Source organism: Streptomyces sp. NPDC088747, from assembly GCF_044751025.1.
In the GTDB taxonomy this organism is placed as follows: Bacteria; Actinomycetota; Actinomycetes; order Streptomycetales; family Streptomycetaceae; genus Streptomyces.
The window spans coordinates 132,528-154,277 of the sequence record NZ_JBIVKZ010000025.1; the positions used below are offsets into that span (position 1 = coordinate 132,528).

Sequence of the window (21,750 nt, forward strand, 5' to 3'; positions counted from 1 at the left end):
CATGTTCGTGCGTCGGCCGACAATCCCGGAGGACAGCGAGCCGCGCGTGCTCGATGTGGAGCGCGCGGAAGCCGCGCTCATGGAGCACTACGCGCGGTTGGTCCGTCTGGTTTACGTCACCCTTCCCCGCAGCCTGGGGCGCCATCGGCGGGTCCTCGCCGCCCACGGTGTCGTGCAGCGTGCGCTGCCCCGCCGCAGGCTGGTCATACCGGGCCGGCGCCGAGCGCCCGACGCGCGGACGGAGGCCTCGGACGAGTACGAGGCTCTGCGGGCGCGCGTACTGAGGGCGGCCCTCGCCCAGGACGCGCGGCCCCTGCGGGTGCCACGACCGTGGGGGCCGTGGGCGCGGCGTCCGACGCTGCCCACGGTCTGGGGACTGCGGGTCTTCCCACAGTCCGGAGGCACCGAGGAACTGGTCCTCGACCGAGCCCTCGCGGAGGCCGACTGGCCGGTGCGGGCGGCCGTCGCGCTGCTCGTGCTCGACGAACTGTCCATCGACGAGGCGACCCGGGTCCTGCGGGACGCCGGAGTGCCCGAGCCCGGCGAGGCACTCCGGGACGGGAAACGGCTCGCCGCCCGCGGTGTCCCCCTTCCCCGCAACCCGGCGACCGGCGAAGGCGAAGGCGCGGCGGAGGGGGAGACCGCGGCGACAGCATCCCGCTCCCCGGCGGCGGCCGGGGGCGCGGACGCCGGTGCCCTGCTCGCCCCGGAGTTCGACCCCTGCCTGTTGCACGCCCGGCCGACCGACCTGCTCCGCCGCCGGCACCGGACGCGCTCCACCGTGATCGTCGTGCTGCTCGCCGCCTTCGTCGGGATCACCGCCGTCTCCCTCCCGGACGGCGCCGGCCACCCCGCCGAGAGCGTTCGGCACCGTGAGCAGCCGGAGGCGACGAACGCCGCGCTGTTGCGCCGTACCCCCGCCGACGCCTGGGCGGACACGGCGCGCGTCGACTTCACGGCCTGGCCCGCCCGAGGCGGCCGGACCGGGGACCGCGCGCTGCTTGAGCGCGCTCTGCGCGCCTGGGCCGACCCGGACTGGCAGGGGCGCCGGCTGGCGGAACCGGGCGCGGCGTCCACCGGTACCGGCCGGGCGCCGCGGCTGCTGTTCGCCGACGACATCGACGGACGCGCGGTCGTCGTCCTCCACGACGACCTGACCACCGTGCGCTACAGCGAGCCGCTGCACGGCGACGGCGTACCCGAGTTGCTGTCCGACCTCACCGACGGCGCCGACGTGACGACCGCCGCCGCGGTCGTCGTCTCCCGCACTCCGGAGTCCGTACGACTGCTGCTGGCGCCGTGGATCGCCGAGGCGGCGACCCGGGACCTGCTGGCACCCGACACCCCGGCCGGCGAAGTGGCCCGCTCGGACAGCGGCCTCACCGAACCCCTCCCGGTGCCGCCGGCGGACGGTGACTGCCGCGCCTGGCCCGTCGTGCAGTTGAGGTCGTCGTCGCGCATCGTCGAGGACCACGCGTTCCTGCTCACCGACCTGGGCGGCATGTCACCCGTGCACCTGACCTACATGCCTCCGCCGGAGCCAGGAACGCGTCCACGTCCGCCCAGGGAGGCCACCGGCCCGGACGCCCTGCGGGGCTGGGCGCGAACCGCCTGCCGTCTGGAGGGACTTCGCGGCCAGGGCGTACGCGCCGTGAATCACTGGGTGTTCGCCCAGCAGGACCTGCCCGAGCGGGCCGGACAGGCCACCTGGGTGTGCGCACGGGCCGACACCTGGCGCGGTCCGGGACGTGTGGAGTATCTGTTCCTCGGACCGGACTCCGGCCCCGGCCGCCCGGCCGGGGTCCGCGAGAACACCGCCGAGTGCAGCCGTTTCGGCCAGGACGTGCTGGCCGGCGTCGACTGGCGGGCCCCGTCCGGGACCTCGTACCTGCTGGCCGCAGGCAGCCGGTCCGTCGGCCGGGTCGAGGCGTCGGGCCCGCTGCGCGCGGCGGCCGCCGGGCGTTTCCTCGCCGTCCGAGCCCCCGCGGACACCGCGGCGAAGGTCGTCGGACGGCTCCCCGAGGGCGCCGAGGTGCAGGCCCCTCGATGAGGTGAGGGGCATGCACCTGGCAGGCAGCGGCGCCCGTCGGTCTCCGACGGGCGCCGGTCCGGCGTTCGCTTGCCTCCGGCGGGCTCTGACTCAGCGTTCGTTGGTCAGCTCACCGTTGAGGGTGCGGAGGAAGTCCGCGATCGTCTCCAGCTGCTCGGGGGTGAACTTCTGCCGCGCGGCCTCGGTGCTGCGCGCCAGCGGGCTGAAGTACTCACGGGCGAGCGCACGGGCGCCCGAGTTGTAGGAGAGGTGGACGACCCGGCGGTCGGCACTCTCGCGGGTGCGGCTGATGTGGCCGGCGCGCTCCAGCCTGTCCAGGCATGCCGTGACGGCCCCCGAGGTGAGATCCAGCCGCTCCCTGAGACGAGAGGGCGTCATCGGCTCGCCGTCGTTCACCGAGGCGTCCAGGATGGCGGCCAGCGCGTGGACGTCCGTGGCGTGCAACTCGTGAGCCTGGGCAAACGAGTGAGCGATCCGGTTGAACTCGCTGTTCAGCGTACGCAGCAGGACAGCGTAGGCCTGGAGGTCGCTGGCGGGGCCTTCGCGGCTCTCCGAACTGGTGGGCTGCATGAGACAAGGATAATATCTCTCAATGGTTGAGATACTTCGCCCTTGAGATACATTTGCTTTCCCCGCCCTCCTCCGATGGGAAGCGAATGAACAGCGTGCGCCGACCGGTCCGATGGCTGGTCCCCCTGGCTCTCGTCATCGTCTGGCTCGGCCTCGGCGGCGCGTTCGGCTCCTACGCCGGGAAGCTCGGAGAGGTGTCCACCAACGACCAGGCCGCCTTCCTGCCACGGAACGCCGAGTCCACTCAGGTCATCGAGGAGCAGAAGGCCTTCAACCAGCGGGAGACCCTGCCCGCCGTCATCGTCTGGACCGCCGACGACGGTGGTGAGATCTCGACGGCCCAACAGGACGCCGCCACCGGGGTTCTGGAGAAGCTCGCCGCCGTCGGGGGAGTGGTGGGCGAACCGTCGCCGGCACTGCGTTCGCGGGACGGAGCCGCGCTCGAAGGCGTGGTCCCCCTGAGCCCGGATCTGGGAGACCGGCTCGGCGAGGTGCTGGACGAACTGGAACAGGCCGCGGGTGACGTGCCCGGCGCGCGCGTCCAACTCGCCGGTCCCGCCGCCACCCAGGGCGACCTCGGCGACGCGTTCGCGGGCATCGACGGAATCCTGCTCGGGGTGGCTCTGGCAGCCGTGCTGCTCATCCTGCTGCTGGTCTACCGCAGTGTCCTGCTCCCCTTCACGATCATCATCAGCGCCGTCTTCGCACTCGGCATCGCCTGCGCCATCGTCTACGTGCTGGCCGACCACGACATCGTGCGCGTGGACGGTCAGGTGCAGGGCATCCTGTCCATCCTCGTGATCGGCGCCGCCACCGACTACGCCCTGCTGCTGACAGCCCGCTTCCGCGAGGAACTCGCCCACAGCGGCGACCGGTTCCACGCGGCTCGGGCCGCGCTGCGCGGATCCTTCGGCGCGATCACCGCCAGTGCCGCGACCGTGGCCCTCGGACTCCTCGCACTGCTGCTCAGCGACCTGACCAACAACCGGGCGCTGGGCCCTGTCGGAGCGATCGGCATCGTGTGCGCGGTGCTGACGACGCTGACGTTCCTTCCCGCGGTGCTGGCCCTCATGGGCAGGGTGGCCTTCTGGCCCGCCAAGCCCCGTTCGGCCGACGCGGAGACGGGCGGCCACGGAACCTGGCGGCGGGTCGCCCACTGGGTGGACACGCGCCCCCGGCAGCTGTGGATGGTCACCGTCGCCCTGCTCGTGGCAGGGGCGGCGTTCTTCCCCGCGCTGGAGTCGAAGGGCGTACCCCTGGACGAACTGTTCGTCAACGACGCCCCGTCCGTCGCGGCACAGGAGACCCTCGGCAAGCACTTCCCCGGCGGATCCGGCCAGCCGGTCGTGATCATCGCCGACGCGGACCGGCGTACGGCGGTCACGGGCACCGCGTCCGCGACGGAGGGAGTGGCGCAGGCGCAGGCCGTGACCGAGTCGGGCCGGCCCGGCGGAGCGCCGCTGGTGGTGGACGGCCGGGTGCGTATCGACGCCATCCTCAGTGCAGCCCCGGACACGGCCAAGGACACCGTGCGGAAACTGCGCGACCGGCTGCACGCGACCGACCCGACCGCGCTGGTCGGCGGCTACTCCGCCCAGCAGTACGACACCCAACGCACCGCGGAACACGACCGGAAGCTGATCATTCCCGTCGTGCTCGCGATCATCCTGGCCATCCTCGTCGTTCTGCTGCGCTGCCTCCTGCTGCCCGTGCTCCTGGTCGCCACCGTGGCCCTGAACTACCTTGCGACGCTGGGGATCGCGGGCCTGGTGTTCCAGCACGGGTTCGGCTTCTCCGGGACGGACGCCTCGGTGCCGCTGTACGGGTTCGTGTTCCTCGTCGCTCTCGGCGTCGACTACAACATCTTCCTCATGTCACGGGTGCGCGAGGAGACTTCGCGACTCGGTACGCGCCAGGGCGTGCTGCGCGGGCTGATCGCCACCGGAGGGGTGATCACCTCCGCCGGGGTGGTCCTGGCCGCCACCTTCGCGGCCCTGATCGTCATCCCCCTCGCCTTCCTCGCGCAGATCGCCTTCATCGTCGCCTTCGGCGTCCTGCTCGACACCATCTTGGTGCGCTCGCTCCTGGTCCCGGCCCTGGTGCGGGACATCGGCCCAGCGGTCTGGTGGCCCGGTGAACTCGGCCGTAGGCACTCGGAGTCGGAGAGCGAGTCCGTGGACGCGGCGACGAAGTAGACCGCTTATCGGGGGACTTCCTCGCCGGGGGACGGTCGGGCCCCTGCCGATGGCTCCGCGCGGCCGGGTCAGAGACTGGCCCGGCCGTGCTTCCAGTAGCCGCGGAAGGCGATGTCGGTCCTGGGGACCTCGCGTTCGCCGACGAGGTGCCTGCGGATGCCGGTGGACAGCGAGGACTCGCCCGCGGTCCAGGTGTAGAAGGGCCCCGGACGCAGTCGCGCCTCCCGTACGGTCCGAAGAGCGAGGGTGCCCGGCTTCATCGAGGGATCGTTCCGGGGCAGCCAGTGGATCCTTGTGGCCGCGGGCGTGACGACGTCGTGGCGGACGTCCGCACCGGCAGGGACTTCGAGGAAGACCTCGGCGGGCAACCGGTCGGCTGAGCGCTCCAGGATCGCGAGGATCGCCGGCAACGCGCTCTCGTCGCCGACGAGCAGCTGCCAGCCGGCGCCGGGGGTGGGCGCGTAGCCGTACCCCTCGTCGAGGAAACCGACCTTGTCACCGGGCTCGGCCGCCAGCGCCCAGGCGGCGCCGGGAGAGGCGGGCCCGTCCGAGGCTCGCTCCTCGTGGACGCAGACCTCGATGTCGAACGCGGACACCTCCGGCCTGAAGCGCCGGATCGAGTACGTCCTGACCTGTGGACGCCTCTTCGCCGACCGCAGGGTGTACTGGAGCATCCACTTCTCACCGCTCGGCAGAGCGACCTCGTCCTGACCAGGAGCGGCGAAGAAGAGGCGGCCCGACTGGTCGTACCCGGACTGCTCCAGATGCCGGAAATCCTCGCCGCCCAGCGTGACGGAGATGAAGTGAGGGCTGATCCGTTCGCTGCCCCGGACGGTCAGTGCCAACATGCGCCGGTGGTGGGGGCGTTGGATTCTTGCTGCCATCGCTGTCGGTCCTCGGCTTCTCAACGGTTCTCGCGGTGTACGCCCGTACGTCGGCGTTCGTGCGGCAATCCTTGGCGTTCCACGGAGGCCGCACCACCGGTATTCTGACGAGCTATGCCGGAAACCCGCCATCCCTCGCCTCCCCCTTCCCCGCTCCCTTGCGTGGCCTCCTCCCCGTCGCCGTCCCCGTCAGACCCGGAGGCGACGACGCCCCGTGGTGCGGGCTGGCTTCCGCACGGCTTGAAACTTGAGCCCCACGCCCACTCCGAGGGCCAGTTGGTGTACGCGGCTGCCGGCGCCCTGGCCACCACGACCGAGCGCGGGACCTGGGTCGCGCCGTTCAACCGGGTGACGTGGACGCCGCCGGGATTCGACCACTCCCATCGCATCTACGGCAGTACCGATGTCCGCCTCTTCGTCATCCCGGCCGAACTGGGCGGCGACCTCGTCGCGTACCCCAGCGTGTTCGCGGTGACTCCCCTGCTGCGAGAGGCGCTCCTGGTGCTGACCGACAGGCGGGAGGTCCGCCCCGGCGCCTACGAAAGGCTGCTCGCCGTGGTGATCGACGAGCTCACCGATACTCCCGAGCAGTCCCTGCACCTGCCCGAACCGCGCGACGACCGGCTGCGTGCCGTCACCGATCTGCTGCACGCCGACCCCGGCAGGACCGCGACGCTGACCGAGCTGGGACGGACCGCGGGGGCGAGCGAGCGCACCCTGAGCCGGCTGTTCCACACCGAGCTGGGCATGAGCTTCCACCGTTGGCGGACCACGCTGCGCATCCATCACGCCCTGGCCCATCTCACCAACGGCATGTCCGTCACCGATACCGCGACCGAGTGCGGGTGGTCCAACCCGTCGAGCTTCATCGACGCCTTCACCACCGTCGTCGGTCAGACCCCGGGCCGCTACCAGGCAGACTTGGCGGCTTTCCGGCATTAGACGTCCATTCTCCAGTTGGTGGCGCCAACGGTGCGGTCCACAGTTGTCGTCGGCGAGCACTACCAACCGGGTGGAACGGTCGCTCGCGCTCTGGCGTGGGTCGGCCCCCGCTTTCTGCAAGGAGACTCGGAAAAGACATGGGTGAAAATCGGGAGACCACGGGCGTCGTCGTCGTAGGCGCGGGGGTGGCGGGACTCACGCTCGGCAATTTCCTGCTCCGGAACGGCATCGGGTGCACCATTCTGGAAAAGCACAGCCGTGAATACGTCGAGCAGCGGCAGCGGGCCGGAACCATCGACAGCTTCGGGGTCCGCATGTTCCGCGAGTGGGGACTCGAAGAGGTGCTGGAAGGTGATCCCATTCCGGAGGCGGAGGGCGGCTTCTTCATCGACGGGGAAGAGCTGCCGATCGAGTTGGACGACGACAACGCCGAAAGTCTCTTCTGCCCTCAGCAGGTCCTCGTCCGGAACCTCACGGACGTGTTCCTGCGCGGCGGCGGAGACCTCCGTTTCGAGGCGGCGGACGTCTCCATCCAGGACATCGACGGTGATCGCCCCCTTGTGCGCTATCGGGACACCGCCGGCTCGGCAAGGTCTCTCAGCTGCGACTACATCGCCGGCTGCGACGGCGACCGCGGTGTCAGCAGGGCGACCATCCCCGCCGGCGCGCTCACCCGCTACTCCTATGAGTACGGGTACGCCTGGCTGAGCGTCCTGGCTCAGGTGCCGGCAAGCCCCTCGGGCATGGCGATCCACTCCCGCGGTCTCGCCGGAGTGATCCCCCGTGGCGCGACCGCCAGCCGTCTCTACCTTCAGTGCCCGCCCGACGACACGCTTTCGCGCTGGCCGGACGAGCGGGTCTGGAGCGAGCTGGAAGCCCGCTTCGGCACGCCCGTGGCGACCGGCCCCATCATCGACAAGCAACTCGTACCGCTTCGGAACGTGGTCCACAGCCCGATGAGCCACGGCAGGCTCTATCTGCTCGGCGACGCGGCGCACATCATTCCGCCGATGAGCGCGAAAGGAATTCACCTCGCCCTCCACGACGCCGAGGTGTTCGCGCGTGCGGTGATCCACCAGACCCGGAAGAACGATTCGCGCCTGCTCGACGACTACTCCACGACCTGCCTGAGTCATATCTGGAACTACCAGGCGTTCGCGACATGGATAACCGAACTCATGCACAACGCCGGTGATCCTTCCTACGAAGGAGAGTTCCGCAAGCAGATCGCCCGAGCGGAACTCCAGCGCCAGTTCAGCTCACCCACGGCGAACCGCCTGTTCGGTGAGTTCACGGCCGGGGTGAACTAGGACGAGTCCGCATCGGACACCCGCGCTGTGAGGTAAACGGGGTCCCCGTTACTGAACGGCGGTGGAGCCCTGGCGGTTGTCGACCGGCCGGGCGGCGCACAGGATGGCCAGGCGGTCGGCGTCCGTGCTGCCGGGCTCCGCGGTGCCGACGAGCAGGCACTGCCCTGACGCGTCCTGCACCTCGAACGCCTGGTACGAGAGGGTCAGCCGGCCCACCGCGGGGTGGTCGAAGGTCTTGAGCCTGCTGCCCAACCGGTTGACGTCCTGGCGAGCCCACAGCTCCGCGAACTCCTCGCTCCCGGCGCGGAGTTCGTCAACCAGGGCGGAGATCCGGAGATCGTCGCGCCCATGGCCGTACGCGAGGCGCAGGGCGGCGACGGTGTCACGCGCCACGGTGTCCCAGTCCACGAACAGCGTGCGCGCCGCGGGGTCGAGGAAGAGGGAGCGGACCATGCGGCGCGGGTCCGCCAGCGGGGAGAGGAGCGCGGCGGCGGGCGCGTTCGACGCGAGAACGTCCAGCCGGCGGTCGACCACGTAGGCGACGGCCGCCGGGAAACCGTCCATCAGCCGTCGCAGCTCGGGCGCCACCCGCTCCCCGTCAGGATCCGGTCCCTCGGGCTTCGGTACGAGTCCGGCGAGCCGGTAGGCGTGCCAGCAGGCGTCGGAGTCCAGGCGCAGCGCCCGCGCGAGGGCGTCGACGACCTGGCAGGACGGGTGCCGTTCGCGGCCCTGTTCCAGGCGGGCGTAGTAGTCGGCGCTGACCCCGGCGAGGACGGCGACCTCCTCGCGCCGCAGCCCGCTGACACGACGGTCGGCCGAACGGGGAAACCCCACTTCCTGCGGGCTGAGACGGGAGCGACGCGCCAGTAGGAACTCACCCAGTTCGTTGCCGCTCATATGTGGATCGTACGCCGCCGCTTCCTGGGTGTGCGGCACCCAGGAAGTCCCTTCCTGCCGCTCCCGCGCCTCCGGGCCCAAGCTGACGGGACCGGACGGCCCGCACCCGAGGCCGTCGACTCACGAAGGAAACAGCATGACGTACCCGCCCACCACCGCCGTCCCGAAGGTCGTGCTGATCACCGGGGCCAGCAGCGGCATCGGCGAGGCCACCGCCCGGCGGCTGGCCGCCGCGGGCCATCCGGTGGTCCTCGGAGCCCGCCGCACCGAGCGTCTGGCGGCCCTCGCCAAGGAGATCGAGGCCGACGGCGGCAGCGCCCTGCCGCACGTCCTGGACGTGACCGACCCGATCGGCGTCCGGTCCTTCGTCACTGCCGCCCACGAGCGGTACGGCCGTGTCGACGTGCTGGTCAACAACGCCGGCGTGATGCCCCTGTCACGCCTGGACGCGCTGCGCACCGACGAGTGGGACCGCATGATCGACGTCAACCTGCGCGGCGTACTGCACGGCATCGCCGCGGTCCTGCCGATCATGCGGGCCCAGGGCGCGGGACACATCGTGAACATCGCCTCCGTGTCCGGACTGCGGGTCGACCCGACCGCCGCCGTCTACAGCGCCACCAAGCACGCCGTCCGTGCCCTGTCGGAGGGCCTGCGCCAGGAGAGCCGGGAGCTACGGGTCACCGTGATCAGCCCCGGCCTCACCCGGAGCGAGCTCACCGAGACCATCGGCGACCAGGACACCAGGGACGCGGTCACGGGCCAGATGGACATCGCGATCCCCGCCGCCGCGATCGCCGAGGCGGTCCATTACGCCGTCGCCCAGCCCGCCGACATCGACGTCAACGAACTCGTCGTCCGCCCCACCGCCCAAGGATGAGCCGAGCGCCGGGACTGGACGGGGCCGGGACTTCCCTCGGCCGGTCCTCGTCGGCGGCGGCACCGGGGGCCGCGACAGGGTGCGGACCGCTCACCGGCGGTCCGCACTCCCGGGCAGTCAGCGCGGTGAACTGTGATCGGCCAGTTCGTCCAACTCCTCCGGCTGTGGTCTGCGCAGACGTACGGTGTCGAACTCCGACAGGTGCGGTCTGCGAAGGTGCACGGTGTCGAAGGCGCCCGCGCCGTGGTAACTGAACCTGATGGTCGGGCTTTCGACGTAAGGGGGGTCCGCCCAGTCCACCCGGGGATCCTGGACAACGTCTTGATGGTTCGTCAGGTGAGTTGCCGTGATCGGCGGTTGAGGGTTGTGCGGGGCGTACGCCGGGTACGGCGGCGCGCCGATGCGGTGTCTGCCCGGTGCGACCGCGGGTTGTTCCTGGGCGCCGCTGGTCACCACGACGGTGACGCCGACGATGATCAGCAGGAGCCCCGGCACGGTGGCGGGATCGATGCCCTGGTTCATCAGCCACCATGCCCCGAGTGCGGCCACCGGTGTCTCAAGCAGCAGAAGAACGCTGATGGTTGTCGCCGACACTCTGCCGAGGACGAAGTTGAGAGCGCCGAGCCCCAGGATCTGGGGAAGGATGAGCAGCCCGAGCAGCGAGAGCTGGGTGGATCTGTCGAAGCCGGTCAGCGGGATGTCGGCCAGCCAGCAGACGGCGAGGAGTTCCAGGCCGCAGACCAGTGACGTGAAGGTCGAGTAGAGGGGCGTACTCACGTCGGCCCGCGACTTCTCGCTCAGCGCGGTGTACCCGGCCTGGGCGACGGCACCGGCGAGGGCGAGGAGGTCACCCAGCAGCGCGGTGCCGCCCGACCTGATGTCGAGGCCGGCGGCAGCGGTCGCTCCCACCACGGAGAGGGTGAGCCCGGCCCACGTCCTGCGCGAGGTCCGTACCCCCTGGCCGGCGGCGATGAGGGCCTGCCAGACCGGCTGGGTGGCGACGAGCGCCGTGGACATGGCGACCGAGGTGAGCCGCGTACTGGTCATGAAGGCCGCGAAGTGCAGGGCGAGCGCGGTGGCCGCCAGGAAGCCGAAGATCAGGGGCCGCCACTGCTCCCGCCGCAGCAGGCGGCGTTCACCGCGTACGACGCGTACGACTTCGCGGCGGCGCAGGAGGAGAAGGAGGGGGCCGAGTACGGCGAAGCCGAGGGCGTTGCGCCAGAAGGCCATGGCGAGGGGCGAGGCGGTGGCGGCTGCGGTGAGCGGCGCGGTGGCCGAGATGGCGACGACGGTGATGGTCATCGCCGTCACGGACAACGGGTCGAACTTGGACTTCACGCGTTCGCACCGCCGTCCGCGGCCGACCGAACCACGGCTGACGGCCGCGCGGCGGATCTCGATGCCTCGCTCCGGAGGGTGACCCTGAGCGAGGTGAGACCGCGTCTGTCGAGCGTGGGGGGTAAGTCGTCAACGGTCTGTCCAGCATTGATCATTGAGTACGCAGTTTCTGTGCCGTGGGAAGAGGAGCGGCTGGGGCTTGTAAGGCGGAGGTGAGACCTGGCCGGCGCCGGTGCGCACCCGTCACCCGGGCCGCCTGTGGGTGGCCGGAGCGGTCGGGACAGCGGAGAACGGTCACCGCGCCGGGACGGGGTAGGAGTCCCACGCGGCACCCCCACTACGGGAGTTACGGCTCCGCGGTTCGAAAGAATCCGCGGCATTTGACGACGGTTCCCGGGGGTTGCGGGCGCGCGCCGCCGACCGCGGGAACGGCGGGAGCGGGGACGCCGGTGGGTGCGCGGTTCTGATCGCCGACGGAGGGCCTGGTGCCGCCGGTCGGCGGGCTTCCAGCGCGCCGCGGACACCGGCGTCGAGCGCGTCACGGACCCCGGCGTCCGCGGTCGGCGCCAGGCGCTCGGCCCGCACACCTGATGGCCTTCGTGCACACCGGCGAACGACGGGCACGTGTCCGCGGAGCGCGTGGCGGGGACCGCCGGTGCCGTCGGTGGCCGGGCGCGTCGAGTTAGCATGCGGACCATGTCGGACGCATCGCCTCGCCTGGAGCCGTTCATTCCGCAGACCGAGCCCGCGGCGCTCGAAGACCTCCGCGCCCGGTTGCGCGCCACTCGCTGGCCGGATGCGCCCGAGGACGCCGGGTGGTCGCTCGGCACCGACATCACCTACCTCCGGGAACTCGTCGCCTACTGGGCGGACGGGTTCGACTGGATGGCGCAGGAGAAGGCGCTGGCCCGGCTTCCCCGCTTCCGCACCAGGCTGGGCGGTCTCGGAATCCACTTCGTGCACGCCCCGGCGGTGGCGCCGACCAGGCCCGTCCTGCCCCTGGTCCTCAGCCACGGGTGGCCGGACTCGTTCTGGCGCTACTCAAAGGTCGTCCCGCTCCTCACCGACCCCGGCGCGCACGGCGCCGACCCCGCCGACGCGTTCGACGTGGTCGTGCCCGACATGCCGGGCTTCGGATACTCCGACCGCCCCACCGGCCCGCCGCTCAACTCCATCGCCGTCGCCGGACTCTGGGCCGAGCTCATGAGCGAGCTCGGCTACCCGCGCTTCGGTGCGGCGGGCGGGGACATCGGCAGCCACGTGAGCCGTTACCTCGCGCTCGATCACCCCGACCGGGTCGTCGCCGTCCACCGCACGGACGGGGGCCTGCCCGTCCTCACCGGCGACCCGGCCGATCTCACACCCGAGGAACGCGCCTGGTTCTCGGACGTCGGGACCTGGGGCGCGAGCGAGGGTGCCTACGGCGCCATCCACCGTACGAAGCCCCAGACGGCCGCCGTCGGCCTCACCGACTCGCCGGCCGGACTCGCCGCGTGGATCGTCGAGAAGCTCCGGGCGTGGAGCGACTGCGACGGAGACGTCGAACGGAGCTTCACGAGGGACGAGATCCTGACGAACCTCACGCTCTACTGGCTCACGGACACGATCGGTTCGTCGATGCGCATGTACAGCGCGAACTCGGCGATCCCGCCCGGGCAACTCGCCCGCCGCGTCGAGGTGCCCTCCGGATTCTCCCTCTTCCCCGGCGACATCCTCCGCCCGCCGAAGGCCTGGCTGGAGCGCACGACGAACGTGGTACGCGTGACCGAGCCCGCCCGCGGCGGCCACTTCGCGGCCTTCGAGGAGCCCGAGCTCTACGCGGAGGAGCTGCGCGCGTTCTTCCGCCCCTACCGGGCCGCGGCCACGGACTGAGGACACGTCACCGGATGGTCATGTGCCCTTTCTTGTCGCGGGACTTGAGGAGCTTCAGCCGTTGCCCGGCGTCGACCGCTCCCCACGTTCGACTGCTCAGTCCGTCAGGGCGAAGGCCAGCAGTGCCGTCGTGGTGAAGTCCAGTGCGGGTTCCACGGTCTGCCAGGCGCCCACGTCGTCCACGTACCGCGCGCCCTTGCCGTCGAAGTCGGTCCAGGCTCCCGACGGCGGGGCGGCCGTGCATTTCCTCATGGTGGGGAAACCGTTCAACTCCTCAAGCTTCGCGGCGGCGTTGGGGCCGTTCACCACGGCGCCCCGCAGGATCGCACCCTTCCCGTCGAGGCTGCCTTTGAGGTTGGCCGACTGGTGTTCCGGGCAGTGCGGGAAGACCTCACCCGCACCGATCATGAAGCTGGTTCCCCACGGGTTGGCGCCGAGGGCCCAGCCCCGTTGCCGTCCGGCGAAGGCCGCGTAGCGGTCGTCCCCGGTGGTCCTGGCGTAGAGACGGGCGGTGGCCACCAGCCCGAAAGTGTGCGGAACTGCGTCGAAATCGTCGTAGACGGCGCCCGCTCCGAACGGGTCGTGCCCGGCGCGGGCGACCCCGTCCTCCAGCTGGCGGCGCAGGTCCCGGTACAGGTCCGCGGCCCCGATTCCGTTGCTCCGGGAGCCGTCCAGGACCGTGGCCAGGTCGACGTGGGCCGGCGCGCTGACGTCGGCCACGTTGAGGGTGCCCTTGACGTCGGACCGGAGATAGGCGCGAGCCCATCGGGCGGCGTCGTCGGCCCACTGGCTCTCCCGGTCGTCCCCGAGCAGCCGCGCGGCCAGCGCGAGTTCGGCGCCGCCGAACTCCATGTCGTCCTGCCAGGAGTCCTCGGGATAGAAGGCGGCCGGGAACGCGGTGACGAGCGGTTCGTCGGGGTCGGGCGCGGTGTCGGCCAGGCCATAGACGGCCGCTGCCTTGTCCAGCCAGTCCATGGCCTCATCCGGGTCCGTCGTGGCCGCGCGCTGTGCGGCGAGGGCGAAGGCCGCCGCCACCCGGCCCGCCAGGTGGGGACCGATCGGCTCGCCGGGGTCGGCGGCGCGGAACACCGGCCGGTGCTTGATCGTGTAGTCCGGGTCGCCGGGTGACACGTCGAGCCTGTCGTCGGCCTCCGGCAGCCGCCACACGTCGTGATCCGTCCGTACGGCCTCGTTGCCCACGCCGATGCCGACCTGTGTGTAGAGAGTGCCGGTGTCCTCGTCCCACATCCCGTCCAGCCAGGTCAGCCCGTGCGTGGCCTCGGCCGACAGTTCCGCCATGTCGGGCAGCTCACGCTGTGCGAGCAGGAGTTCGGCGACCGAATACGAGGTGGTTCCGGTGAACTTGAGGAAGTCCCCCGCGTCGAACCAGCCGCCCGAGACGTCGACCCGGTCACCGGTCGGGGTCAGCCGCTCGTCGAGCAGTTCCTCGCCCGCCTCGTCGTACTCCGGGTCGGCGTAGACGGTCGCGTCCTGGTCGGCCAGATGGGAAGGACCGTCGCGCAGGGCACCGGGAAGTACGTCGTCCCCGTCCCGCTGGGCCTGGAGGAAGCGGACGTTGTCCCGGACGAGCGGGGTCATCAGCTCGCGTGCGTCGGCGACCCGGAAGGACGGGGAACGGCCGGCCGCGGTCCCCGTCAGGACGATGCGGTAGACGCCCGGCGTGTTCAGCGCGGAGAGGTCGATGGTGCGCACCGAGGGGTACTTGGCGTTCCAACGGCCGGTGGCGGCTCCGAGCCTCCCCGCCTCGACCACGTCGTTCCCGGCGTCGACGACCTTGAAGCGGGCGCCCGCGAGTGCCGCCGAAGTACCCATGACGTAGGCCTGTTTGGCCTCGCCGCGCACATAGCCGACCTGGTCGACCCGGACGGCCACCTCGGACGGCGAAGGCCCCGAGCCACTGTCGAAGGGCGACCCGTGCAGGCCCACCGCGACGAGCAGGATGCCGAGTACCGCGGCGACGGCCACCAACAGCCGCGTTCTGTACGCAGAGTTCATGAGCCCACAGTGCCGAGGTCTTCATGAGATGACGATGAGGACGTCCGAGCCCGGTCCTTCGGCAGCCGGAGCTCGGCGAGCGAACCCCCGCCGGGAGCGTCGGTGAGGCGGGCGCTGCCGTGATGCAGTTCGGCGACCCAGCGGACGATGGCGAGCCCGGCCCCCGTTCCCGACCCGGCACCGGAAGCCCCGGTGACTCCCCGGGCGAAGACCCGTTCCCGGTCCGCGAGCGGCACCCCCGCCCCGTGGTCGCGGACCGCGACGAGCCCCGGCGCGACGGTGACCTCCACCGGTGACCCGGGCGGGCCGCCGTGGCGCTGGGCGTTCTCCACCAGGTTCCGTACCGCCTGCGCCAGCAGATCCGGATCCCCGAGCACCACCACGGGTTCGGAGTTCACCGTGACGTTGTCCTGGTCCGGCAGCTCCTCGACCGTCGTCTCCACCAGCTGGTCCAGGCGCAGGGGAACCAACTCCGCCCGTTGCGCGCCGGTTTCCGTCCTGGCCCTGGCGAGCAGCCCGGTCACCAGTCGGCTCAGCCGGTCCACCAGCCGCAGGGCCTCGTCGGAGGTGTCAGCCCGCTCCACCACGAGCCGCAACGTCGCCAGCGGGGTACGCAGTTCGTGCGCGGCTTCGGCCAGGAACTGTTCCTGCTGTTCCAGACCCACCAGGGCGGGCCGCATCGCGCGGCCGGACAGCAGGTGGCCGACCGCGGCCGCGCAGCAGACCAGAGCCGTGCAGCCGACCGCCAGCCAGCGAACGAGGACGTCGTGATCGCGTTCGCCGCGCGCGACCTCCGTTCCCACCAGCACGGCCGCACCGATCCGGTCGTCGTCCCACACCGGAGCCGCCGCCCACCTCAGCCGCCCGCCCGTTTCGGAAGGAGCACTGACCTGGACGGTCTCCTGCTCCTCAAGGACGCTTTGCCAGAGCAGGCCGAGCCGGTCCTGACCGGGCAACGCCGAGCGTGCGGGTTCGACGTTCCGCAGCGACGGCGGCTTTCCCGGCGCCGCCTGGAGGACGGCCAACACCTGTGCTCCGCGCGCGAGTTCGTCCTCGCTCAGCGGCTCCAGGTGCAGTACCCCCGCGTCGAACCAGACCGCTCGTGAGAGGCCGGTGGCGCGGCTGCCGACCTCGTGGTCGAGGCCCGACCTGCGGGATTCGGCGTCGATTCGGACAGCGACGGCGGCGAGTACGACGAGGCAGGCGGCGGTCGTCGAGGCGAACAGGAGGGTCATCAGCCGACGGGTGCGCCTCAGCCGGGCCACGGCGGGGGAAGGGGAGGACGGTGCGGCCCGCCGTATCACGCCGGTGCCCCGACGCCCAGCCGGTAGCCGACACCGCGCACCGTCCCGATCGGGTCGGGCGACCCGAGCCGCCTGCGCAGTTGCCCGATCAGGACGTCCACCACGTTGGACATCGGCTCACTCGCCTCGTCCCAGCAGCTCTCGATGAGCTCCGTGCGGGTCACCACCTCGCCCGCCCGCAGCATGAGCACCTCCAGCACGGCGAACTCCTTGGCCGACACGCTGAGCAGCACCCCGGCCCTGGACACCCGGCGCCGCGGCAGGTCGACCTCCAGGTCACCCGCCCGCAGGACCGGCAGCCGGGCCGGCCGCTCCCTGCGGCACAACGCGCGCACCCGCACGACCAGTTCGGCGAAGGCGAAGGGCTTCACCAGGTAGTCGTCCGCTCCGTGCTCGAAGCCGGCCACCCGGTCGCTCACCGCGTCCAGGGCCGTCAGCAGCAGGAAGGGCAGCGTCGACCCGTTGTGCCGGTGTGCGGCGAGCAGCGTGAGCGAGTCGCCGTCCGGAACGGAGCGGTCGGCCACGACGCAGTCGTAGCCGTTGACCGCGAGCTTGAGATCCGCTTCGGCGATGGTCGACACGAGGTCCACCGCGAACCCCGCGCCTCGCAGCCGAACAGCCACGACGGGCCCCAGCTCGGGGTCGTCCTCCAGGACCAGAACGCGCATGATCCAGAGCTTAGACGGTGGCCGTGACAAGGGGGCACACCCAGTGGTGTGCCCCCCGAACGCGGTCGTCGTCGCCCACGCGGCGGGCGTGGTGAAGTAGTCACGGCAGCTTCCGCGCCGCCCGGTGACCGGCACGGGCAGATCGCCGAAACGGGATCAGGCGGGCTTCTGGGCGGCGGCGCGGCGCTGCCGTTTGCCCAAGGGAGCCTGGGAGAGGTCCTCGGCGCTGGACCGGAGGTTCTTGTAGGCGTAGCCGCGCCCCGTCAACCAGGACGCGGCCGCCTCTTCGGCGCGCTCCGTCGCCTCCAGGATGTCCTCCTCGGCGTCTCCCGAGTCGGCGAAGCGGAAGGTGAAGGCGGACCTGGCGGCAAGGTCGTAACTCAGGTGTCCCTTGAGGGTGAACGCGGCGCGGAGCACGTCGTGTTCCGCGGCCTCGGCCAGGAGCTCCGCCCGCTGGCCGGCGTCGAGTCCGTCGAAGACGCCGCGGACGGTGATACGGAAGGTACGAGTGCTCATCCGCCGACCATAACCAGCAGCATCGGCGCCGTTCCACCGGGTTTCCAGGCGAGGGGGTCGGGGTGACCGTCCTGAGTGGACGTTCGTCACCACGTCGGCAGCCGCGGGACGACCTCCATGACTCCGACCCCGCTACGCCCGTCGGCAGAACGCCCCGCTGAGGGGCAGGAAGATCTCCTCGTCGTTACCGGTCGCGGCGGACGTCCTCGACATGGTCGGCGGGTCGAAGCCACCGGGCCGGGCCAGGAAACGGGCGGCCCCGTCCTGTTCGCGCACGGCAGCGATCAACGATTCCACGGGGCGGCGCACCCTCCGGTTCACCGCTGACACCGGCGTCTGCCGGAGCGCGGGACCGGTCACATCGGCTGCCGGGTCCCGCACGCGGCCAACCGCCTACTGGGGAGTTGTCGCGATCTGAATCAGGTTGCCGCACGTGTCGTCGAATACGGCGGTGGTGACGGGGCCCATCTCCAGGGGCTCCTGGGTGAAGCGGACACCGAGGCCGCTCAGGCGCTCGTACTCCGCCCGCACGTCGTCGACGGCGAACTGGGCGAGCGGGATGCCGTCCTGGACGAGCGTGTCCCGGTACGGCTTGACGGCCGGGTGGCCGGCGGGCTCCAGGAGGAGTTCGACGCCGTGCGGCTCCTCGGCCGAGACGACGGTCAGCCAGCGGTCCTTCTCGCCGAGCGGGACGTCGTGCTTCATCACGAAGCCGAGGATCTCGGTGTAGAAGTGCAGGGCCTTGGCCTGGTCGTCCACGAAGACGCTGGTGAGTTGGATCTTCACGGGGTGCTCTCCTCTGGTCCGGATGTGTCGGGCGCGAGCCATCGCTCGGCTATCCGCCGAAGCGGGGCGGTGTTGAGGTCGTGGAACTTGTAGCGACCCTCCCGCCTGGTCTCGACGAGCCCGGCGGCCTCCAGTACGGCGAGGTGCTGGGACACGCCCTGACGCGAGATGGCGAGCTGATGCTTCATGCTCAGTCGCGAGCAGATCTCGAAGAGTGTCTGTCCGGACCTCTCCGTGAGCTCGTCGAGGATTATGCGGCGGGTGGGATCGGCCAAGGCTCTGTAAAGGTCGTCGGCCACGCCCCCACCATAGGCAACTATTCACTTGCCTATCAAGTGATGGCGCGCGGTGTCGCGGCTCTCGGCCCGCCGTCGAACAGCGAGTGTCGCCGGTCGCCGTCCGGCCGGCATTCAACGGCTCAGGGGCGTTGCCCCCACGCCATCACCATGCCGGGTCCGAGTTCGGCGAGTCGGGGCGAGGCCAGGTAGGCGACCGCGGCGTCGATGACGGCGGAGTCCACCTGTCCGGTTTCCTCCAGCGCGGGCCGCATCCGGTTCCAGGTCTCGGACCAGAATCGGGCGAGGGGGCCGCCCGCGACCAGCGGCGGACAGAACAGCTCACCGGCGACGTTCCGGAGGCCCTCCTCTCCGAGGAGGTGCGGATAGGCCGGGACGTCGGACGTGTCCGTGCCGATCGACGACTTCAGCGCCTGCCACATGGCGTCCATGGTCCGCCGGTAGGCCGACGACGTGTCCAGGAGATTCCGCACCTCCACGGCGTCCCCGAGCACCAGCCAGCCGCCGGGACCGAGCCATCGTGCGAGCCGTGAGACGAGTTGCCGGCGCTCGGGCAGATGCATGAGAACGAACCTGGCATGGATGAGGTCGAAGCTGCCGAGATCCAGGCTCTCGTCCCTGAGATCGGCGCTGATCACCCGTACCCGCGGGCCCGCGAGAGCCTCCAGCGCACCGGTGCCCCTGTCCAGCGCGACCACCTCCCCGGCGCCCGCCTCCTCCACCAGCCAGCGAACCACCGTCCCGGTCCCGGCCCCCACCTCCAGACAGCGGCTGCCCGGCCCTGGATCCAGCGCGTGCAGGAGTCGTGTGGTGAAGGGGTCGTAGACCAGCGCCGCCGCGTCGATGCGCTCGGCTTCCTGGGGGTGTTCCGGCTCGAACAGGCTCTCCCCGTAGTGACCGCCGGGACCGGGACGGCCCGTCATGACCGGCCGTCCGGCCCCGGATCCCCCGTAGCCCTTCTGGCCCCCGTGGATCCCGTGGAGCCCCAGTCCGTCCACGCCATGACAGCTCCCTGAGCGTCGAAGACCGCTTCCGGCCAGCGTGACAGCTTTCGGGCTCAGCAGCCATTTACGTACATTCGGAGCCATTCGCGTACATCCGGCCGACGGCACGCCCTTCCGGCCAGACGGGCGGCAGGGCTCCCTGCGGATGCGGGTGACGCGTTTCGCGGCCCGGCGGGTAGACGCCCCGCGTACCGCGGCCGATCTCATCGCCGAGCCGGGCTCCCGGCGCCGGCCGCAGGTTGGCCTGCCGCGTTCAGTCGCGTCGAAGAGCGCCCCGACCAGGGGATTTCCTTGGCTTCTCCGGCGTATCGATCTTTAGCGCATTCCGGAATTGATCAAGATGTCGCCCGGCTGAGCGCACTCGCAATGCCGCCGTTCCGGAAGCCTCTTATGCAGTTTCGTGAAGGGGTTGTAAAGAACCGGCCGTCCGGTACATAGTTTTGCCGTTCGGGCGGACGTGTGGCTATCAATTCAGCCGGTGTGGATTTTTCTATTCGGGGTGGTGGGCGTGGTGGGTGGTCCGCAGGTAGTGGTGGTGGGTGGGGGACCGGTGGGGCTGGTGGTGGCGTGCGAGGTGGCGGGTTTTGGTGTTGATGTGGTGGTTGTGGAGGCAGAGGGAGGTGTGTCCGAGTGGCCGAAGGCGACCACGGTGCATGCGCGGACCGCGCAGAGCCTGGTGAGACGTGGCTACTTGGGTGATTCGGAGGGCGGGAATTCGCCCAGGACAGGGGCGGACAGGGGTTCCGTCTCGGTCGGTTTTCATTTCGCGGGAATTCCAGGACTGGCCATTTCGGGTCCGGCGGGGGAGCCCGGCCCTGTATTGAAGTGTGATCAGGCGGAGCTGGTGAGCGGCTTCGAAAAGAGGGCGCGCGCATTGGGCGTGACGATTTTGCGTGACCATCGGGCCGTGGGTGTGCGTGAGGCGGAGGAGAAGGTGCGGGTGGAGGTGGACGGGCCCGGTGGGCGGGTCGATCTCCTGGCGGAGTTCGTGGTGGGCGCGGACGGCGCGCGGAGCCTGGTCCGTGAGGCGGCGGCCTTTGGATCGAGGACGTATCCGGCGACGGTTTCCGCGTTGGCGGGTGACGTGCGACTGCGGGAAACGGGGGCCTTGGTGGCCGGATGGCACCGGACGCCGCGAGGCTGGATCGTGGTGAAGGAGCTGGCTGAACGCCGGGTGCGACTGCGGACGTTGAACTGCGCGGGCGCCTACGAGGGACGCCATCAGCCGCCTACCTTGGCGGAGTTGCGCGACGAGGTGTCCTGGATCGCCGGGCGCGACATCGGGATGGACGAGCCGCGCTGGCTGAGCAGGTTCAGCGACTTCTGCCGACTCGTGGAGTCGTACCGCAAAGGGCGGATCCTGCTCGCGGGCGACGCGGCGCACGTGCACTTCCCGATCGGCGGCCAGGGGCTGAGCACAGGCCTGCTCGACGCCATGAACCTGGGCTGGAAGCTGGCGTTGACGGTGTGCGGCGCGGCCGGCGAAGGGCTGCTGGACTCGTACGACCGGGAGCGACGCCCGGCCGCTCAGCGAGTCATCGACCACACGAGGGCCCAACTCGCCCTGATGCGGCCGGATGCCGGGCTCGATCCCCTGCGCGCTCTGTTTCGTGAGCTGATGGCGGGGGCGTCCGCGGAGAGCGGCGTGCTGGCGTCGATGGTCAGCGCACAGGACACCGTGGTGCCTCCGTGGGGCCCGGACGCCTCGCCGTGGGAGGGGCGCTTTCTGGAGAACCTCGCGTTGGACACCTCCGAAGGCCGTACGGATGTGATCGGCCTGCTGGGCAAGGGACTTCCGCTGCTTCTGCTGTTCGGCGAGGGAGCGGATGACTTCGAGGAGCAGGCGCGGGCGTGGGCCGGGCTGTTGCGGGTGGTGCGTGCCGAGCCGGTGCAAGGGCTGCTGTGCGAGGCGCTGTTGGTGCGCCCCGACGGTTATGTCGGCTGGGCGGCAGGGGGCGGCGGCCTGGCCCCCGCGCTACGGGCGTACTTCGGCGAAGGCGAGGGAGCGTGCACGGGAGTGGCGGCGCTGGACGCCGCGTGTGTTCTCCCGGGCGCGGTCAACTGAAAGCGGCTGCCTGCCGCGTCGAGTCCGCGGCCGCGGCCGCGTCCGTGTCGGCGTACGTACCCGCGATCTGTGCGGCGGCGAGTTGGTGGTGGAGTTGGGCTCCGCGTTGGGGGGTGTTGCTGAGGGTGGCGAGGACGGGGGGTGTGGTGATGCTGGG

General features: G+C 70.9%; 19 protein-coding genes. 7 read left to right on the forward strand and 12 right to left on the reverse strand.

From position 1 onward, the window contains the following. The first annotated feature begins 1 nt into the window (after position 1). Positions 2-2,050: a hypothetical protein gene (locus ACIP79_RS39840; RefSeq protein ID WP_401232214.1), complete on the forward strand. Its 2,049-nt coding sequence runs from the start codon at positions 2-4 to the stop codon at positions 2,048-2,050. A gap of 90 nt (positions 2,051-2,140) precedes the next feature. On the opposite strand, the gene ACIP79_RS39845 is transcribed toward ACIP79_RS39840, so the two are convergent. Then, positions 2,141-2,620 carry a MarR family winged helix-turn-helix transcriptional regulator gene (locus ACIP79_RS39845; protein WP_401232217.1) on the reverse strand — a complete coding sequence of 160 codons (480 nt, stop codon included), beginning with the start codon at positions 2,618-2,620 and terminating at the stop codon, positions 2,141-2,143. An 86-nt stretch (positions 2,621-2,706) separates the two neighbouring features. Between ACIP79_RS39845 and ACIP79_RS39850 the strand changes: the two genes are divergently transcribed. Next, on the forward strand, positions 2,707-4,815 hold the full coding sequence (locus tag ACIP79_RS39850) for an MMPL family transporter (RefSeq protein ID WP_401232220.1): 2,109 nt from the start codon (positions 2,707-2,709) through the stop codon (positions 4,813-4,815). A gap of 68 nt (positions 4,816-4,883) precedes the next feature. On the opposite strand, the gene ACIP79_RS39855 is transcribed toward ACIP79_RS39850, so the two are convergent. Next, entirely contained in the window at positions 4,884-5,663 is a 780-nt protein-coding gene (locus tag ACIP79_RS39855) for a siderophore-interacting protein (RefSeq protein WP_401232223.1), read from the reverse strand. 276 nt (positions 5,664-5,939) lie between these two features. On the opposite strand from ACIP79_RS39855, the gene ACIP79_RS39860 reads away from it, so the two are divergent. Together ACIP79_RS39860 and ACIP79_RS39865 are read left to right on the forward strand one after the other, a co-directional pair. Continuing rightward, complete coding sequence (locus tag ACIP79_RS39860; protein ID WP_401232226.1) at positions 5,940-6,641, forward strand: helix-turn-helix domain-containing protein; 702 nt, start codon at positions 5,940-5,942, stop codon at positions 6,639-6,641. A 137-nt stretch (positions 6,642-6,778) separates the two neighbouring features. Then, a complete protein-coding gene (locus tag ACIP79_RS39865) occupies positions 6,779-7,951 on the forward strand; it encodes a 4-hydroxybenzoate 3-monooxygenase (protein ID WP_401232229.1) in 1,173 nt (390 codons plus the stop codon). A 48-nt stretch (positions 7,952-7,999) separates the two neighbouring features. Here the strand turns inward: ACIP79_RS39865 and ACIP79_RS39870 are convergent, their stop codons facing one another. Then, a complete protein-coding gene (locus ACIP79_RS39870; protein ID WP_401232232.1) occupies positions 8,000-8,848 on the reverse strand; it encodes a helix-turn-helix domain-containing protein in 849 nt (282 codons plus the stop codon). A gap of 136 nt (positions 8,849-8,984) precedes the next feature. Here ACIP79_RS39870 and ACIP79_RS39875 point away from each other — a divergent pair, with 136 nt between their 5' ends. Continuing rightward, a complete protein-coding gene (locus ACIP79_RS39875; RefSeq protein WP_401232235.1) occupies positions 8,985-9,728 on the forward strand; it encodes an SDR family oxidoreductase in 744 nt (247 codons plus the stop codon). Between the two features lie 117 nt (positions 9,729-9,845). Here ACIP79_RS39875 and ACIP79_RS39880 read toward each other — a convergent pair whose 3' ends face one another. After that, positions 9,846-11,066: a DMT family transporter gene (locus ACIP79_RS39880; RefSeq protein WP_401232237.1), complete on the reverse strand. Its 1,221-nt coding sequence runs from the start codon at positions 11,064-11,066 to the stop codon at positions 9,846-9,848. A gap of 696 nt (positions 11,067-11,762) precedes the next feature. Here ACIP79_RS39880 and ACIP79_RS39885 point away from each other — a divergent pair. Continuing rightward, on the forward strand, positions 11,763-12,938 hold the full coding sequence (locus tag ACIP79_RS39885) for an epoxide hydrolase family protein (RefSeq protein WP_401232240.1): 1,176 nt from the start codon (positions 11,763-11,765) through the stop codon (positions 12,936-12,938). Positions 12,939-13,034: 96 nt separating this feature from the next. Here ACIP79_RS39885 and ACIP79_RS39890 read toward each other — a convergent pair whose 3' ends face one another. From ACIP79_RS39890 to ACIP79_RS39925, 8 genes are all read right to left on the reverse strand, one after another. Beyond that, positions 13,035-14,954: a glycoside hydrolase family 9 protein gene (locus tag ACIP79_RS39890; RefSeq protein WP_401232243.1), complete on the reverse strand. Its 1,920-nt coding sequence runs from the start codon at positions 14,952-14,954 to the stop codon at positions 13,035-13,037. After that, complete coding sequence (locus ACIP79_RS39895) at positions 14,951-16,189, reverse strand: sensor histidine kinase (protein WP_401232245.1); 1,239 nt, start codon at positions 16,187-16,189, stop codon at positions 14,951-14,953. The genes ACIP79_RS39890 and ACIP79_RS39895 overlap by 4 nt, the downstream gene beginning before the upstream one ends. A gap of 65 nt (positions 16,190-16,254) precedes the next feature. Next, positions 16,255-16,926: a winged helix-turn-helix domain-containing protein gene (locus ACIP79_RS39900; RefSeq protein ID WP_401232248.1), complete on the reverse strand. Its 672-nt coding sequence runs from the start codon at positions 16,924-16,926 to the stop codon at positions 16,255-16,257. 156 nt (positions 16,927-17,082) lie between these two features. Next, positions 17,083-17,442, reverse strand: coding sequence for a DUF6204 family protein (locus ACIP79_RS39905; RefSeq protein ID WP_401232250.1), 360 nt, complete (start codon positions 17,440-17,442; stop codon positions 17,083-17,085). 132 nt (positions 17,443-17,574) lie between these two features. Beyond that, the gene (locus ACIP79_RS39910) at positions 17,575-17,739 is read right to left on the reverse strand and encodes a hypothetical protein (protein WP_401232253.1); all 165 of its coding nucleotides are present in this window, start codon (positions 17,737-17,739) and stop codon (positions 17,575-17,577) included. A 96-nt stretch (positions 17,740-17,835) separates the two neighbouring features. Next, the gene (locus tag ACIP79_RS39915; RefSeq protein WP_401232256.1) at positions 17,836-18,228 is read right to left on the reverse strand and encodes a VOC family protein; all 393 of its coding nucleotides are present in this window, start codon (positions 18,226-18,228) and stop codon (positions 17,836-17,838) included. Further along, entirely contained in the window at positions 18,225-18,527 is a 303-nt protein-coding gene (locus tag ACIP79_RS39920) for an ArsR/SmtB family transcription factor (protein WP_401232258.1), read from the reverse strand. Before ACIP79_RS39920 ends, ACIP79_RS39915 begins: the two co-directional genes overlap by 4 nt. Before the next feature lie 119 nt (positions 18,528-18,646). Further along, entirely contained in the window at positions 18,647-19,522 is an 876-nt protein-coding gene (locus tag ACIP79_RS39925) for a class I SAM-dependent methyltransferase (protein WP_401232260.1), read from the reverse strand. A 580-nt stretch (positions 19,523-20,102) separates the two neighbouring features. Between ACIP79_RS39925 and ACIP79_RS39930 the strand changes: the two genes are divergently transcribed. Next, on the forward strand, positions 20,103-21,593 hold the full coding sequence (locus ACIP79_RS39930; protein ID WP_401232278.1) for an FAD-dependent monooxygenase: 1,491 nt from the start codon (positions 20,103-20,105) through the stop codon (positions 21,591-21,593). Positions 21,594-21,750: the final 157 nt, after the last annotated feature.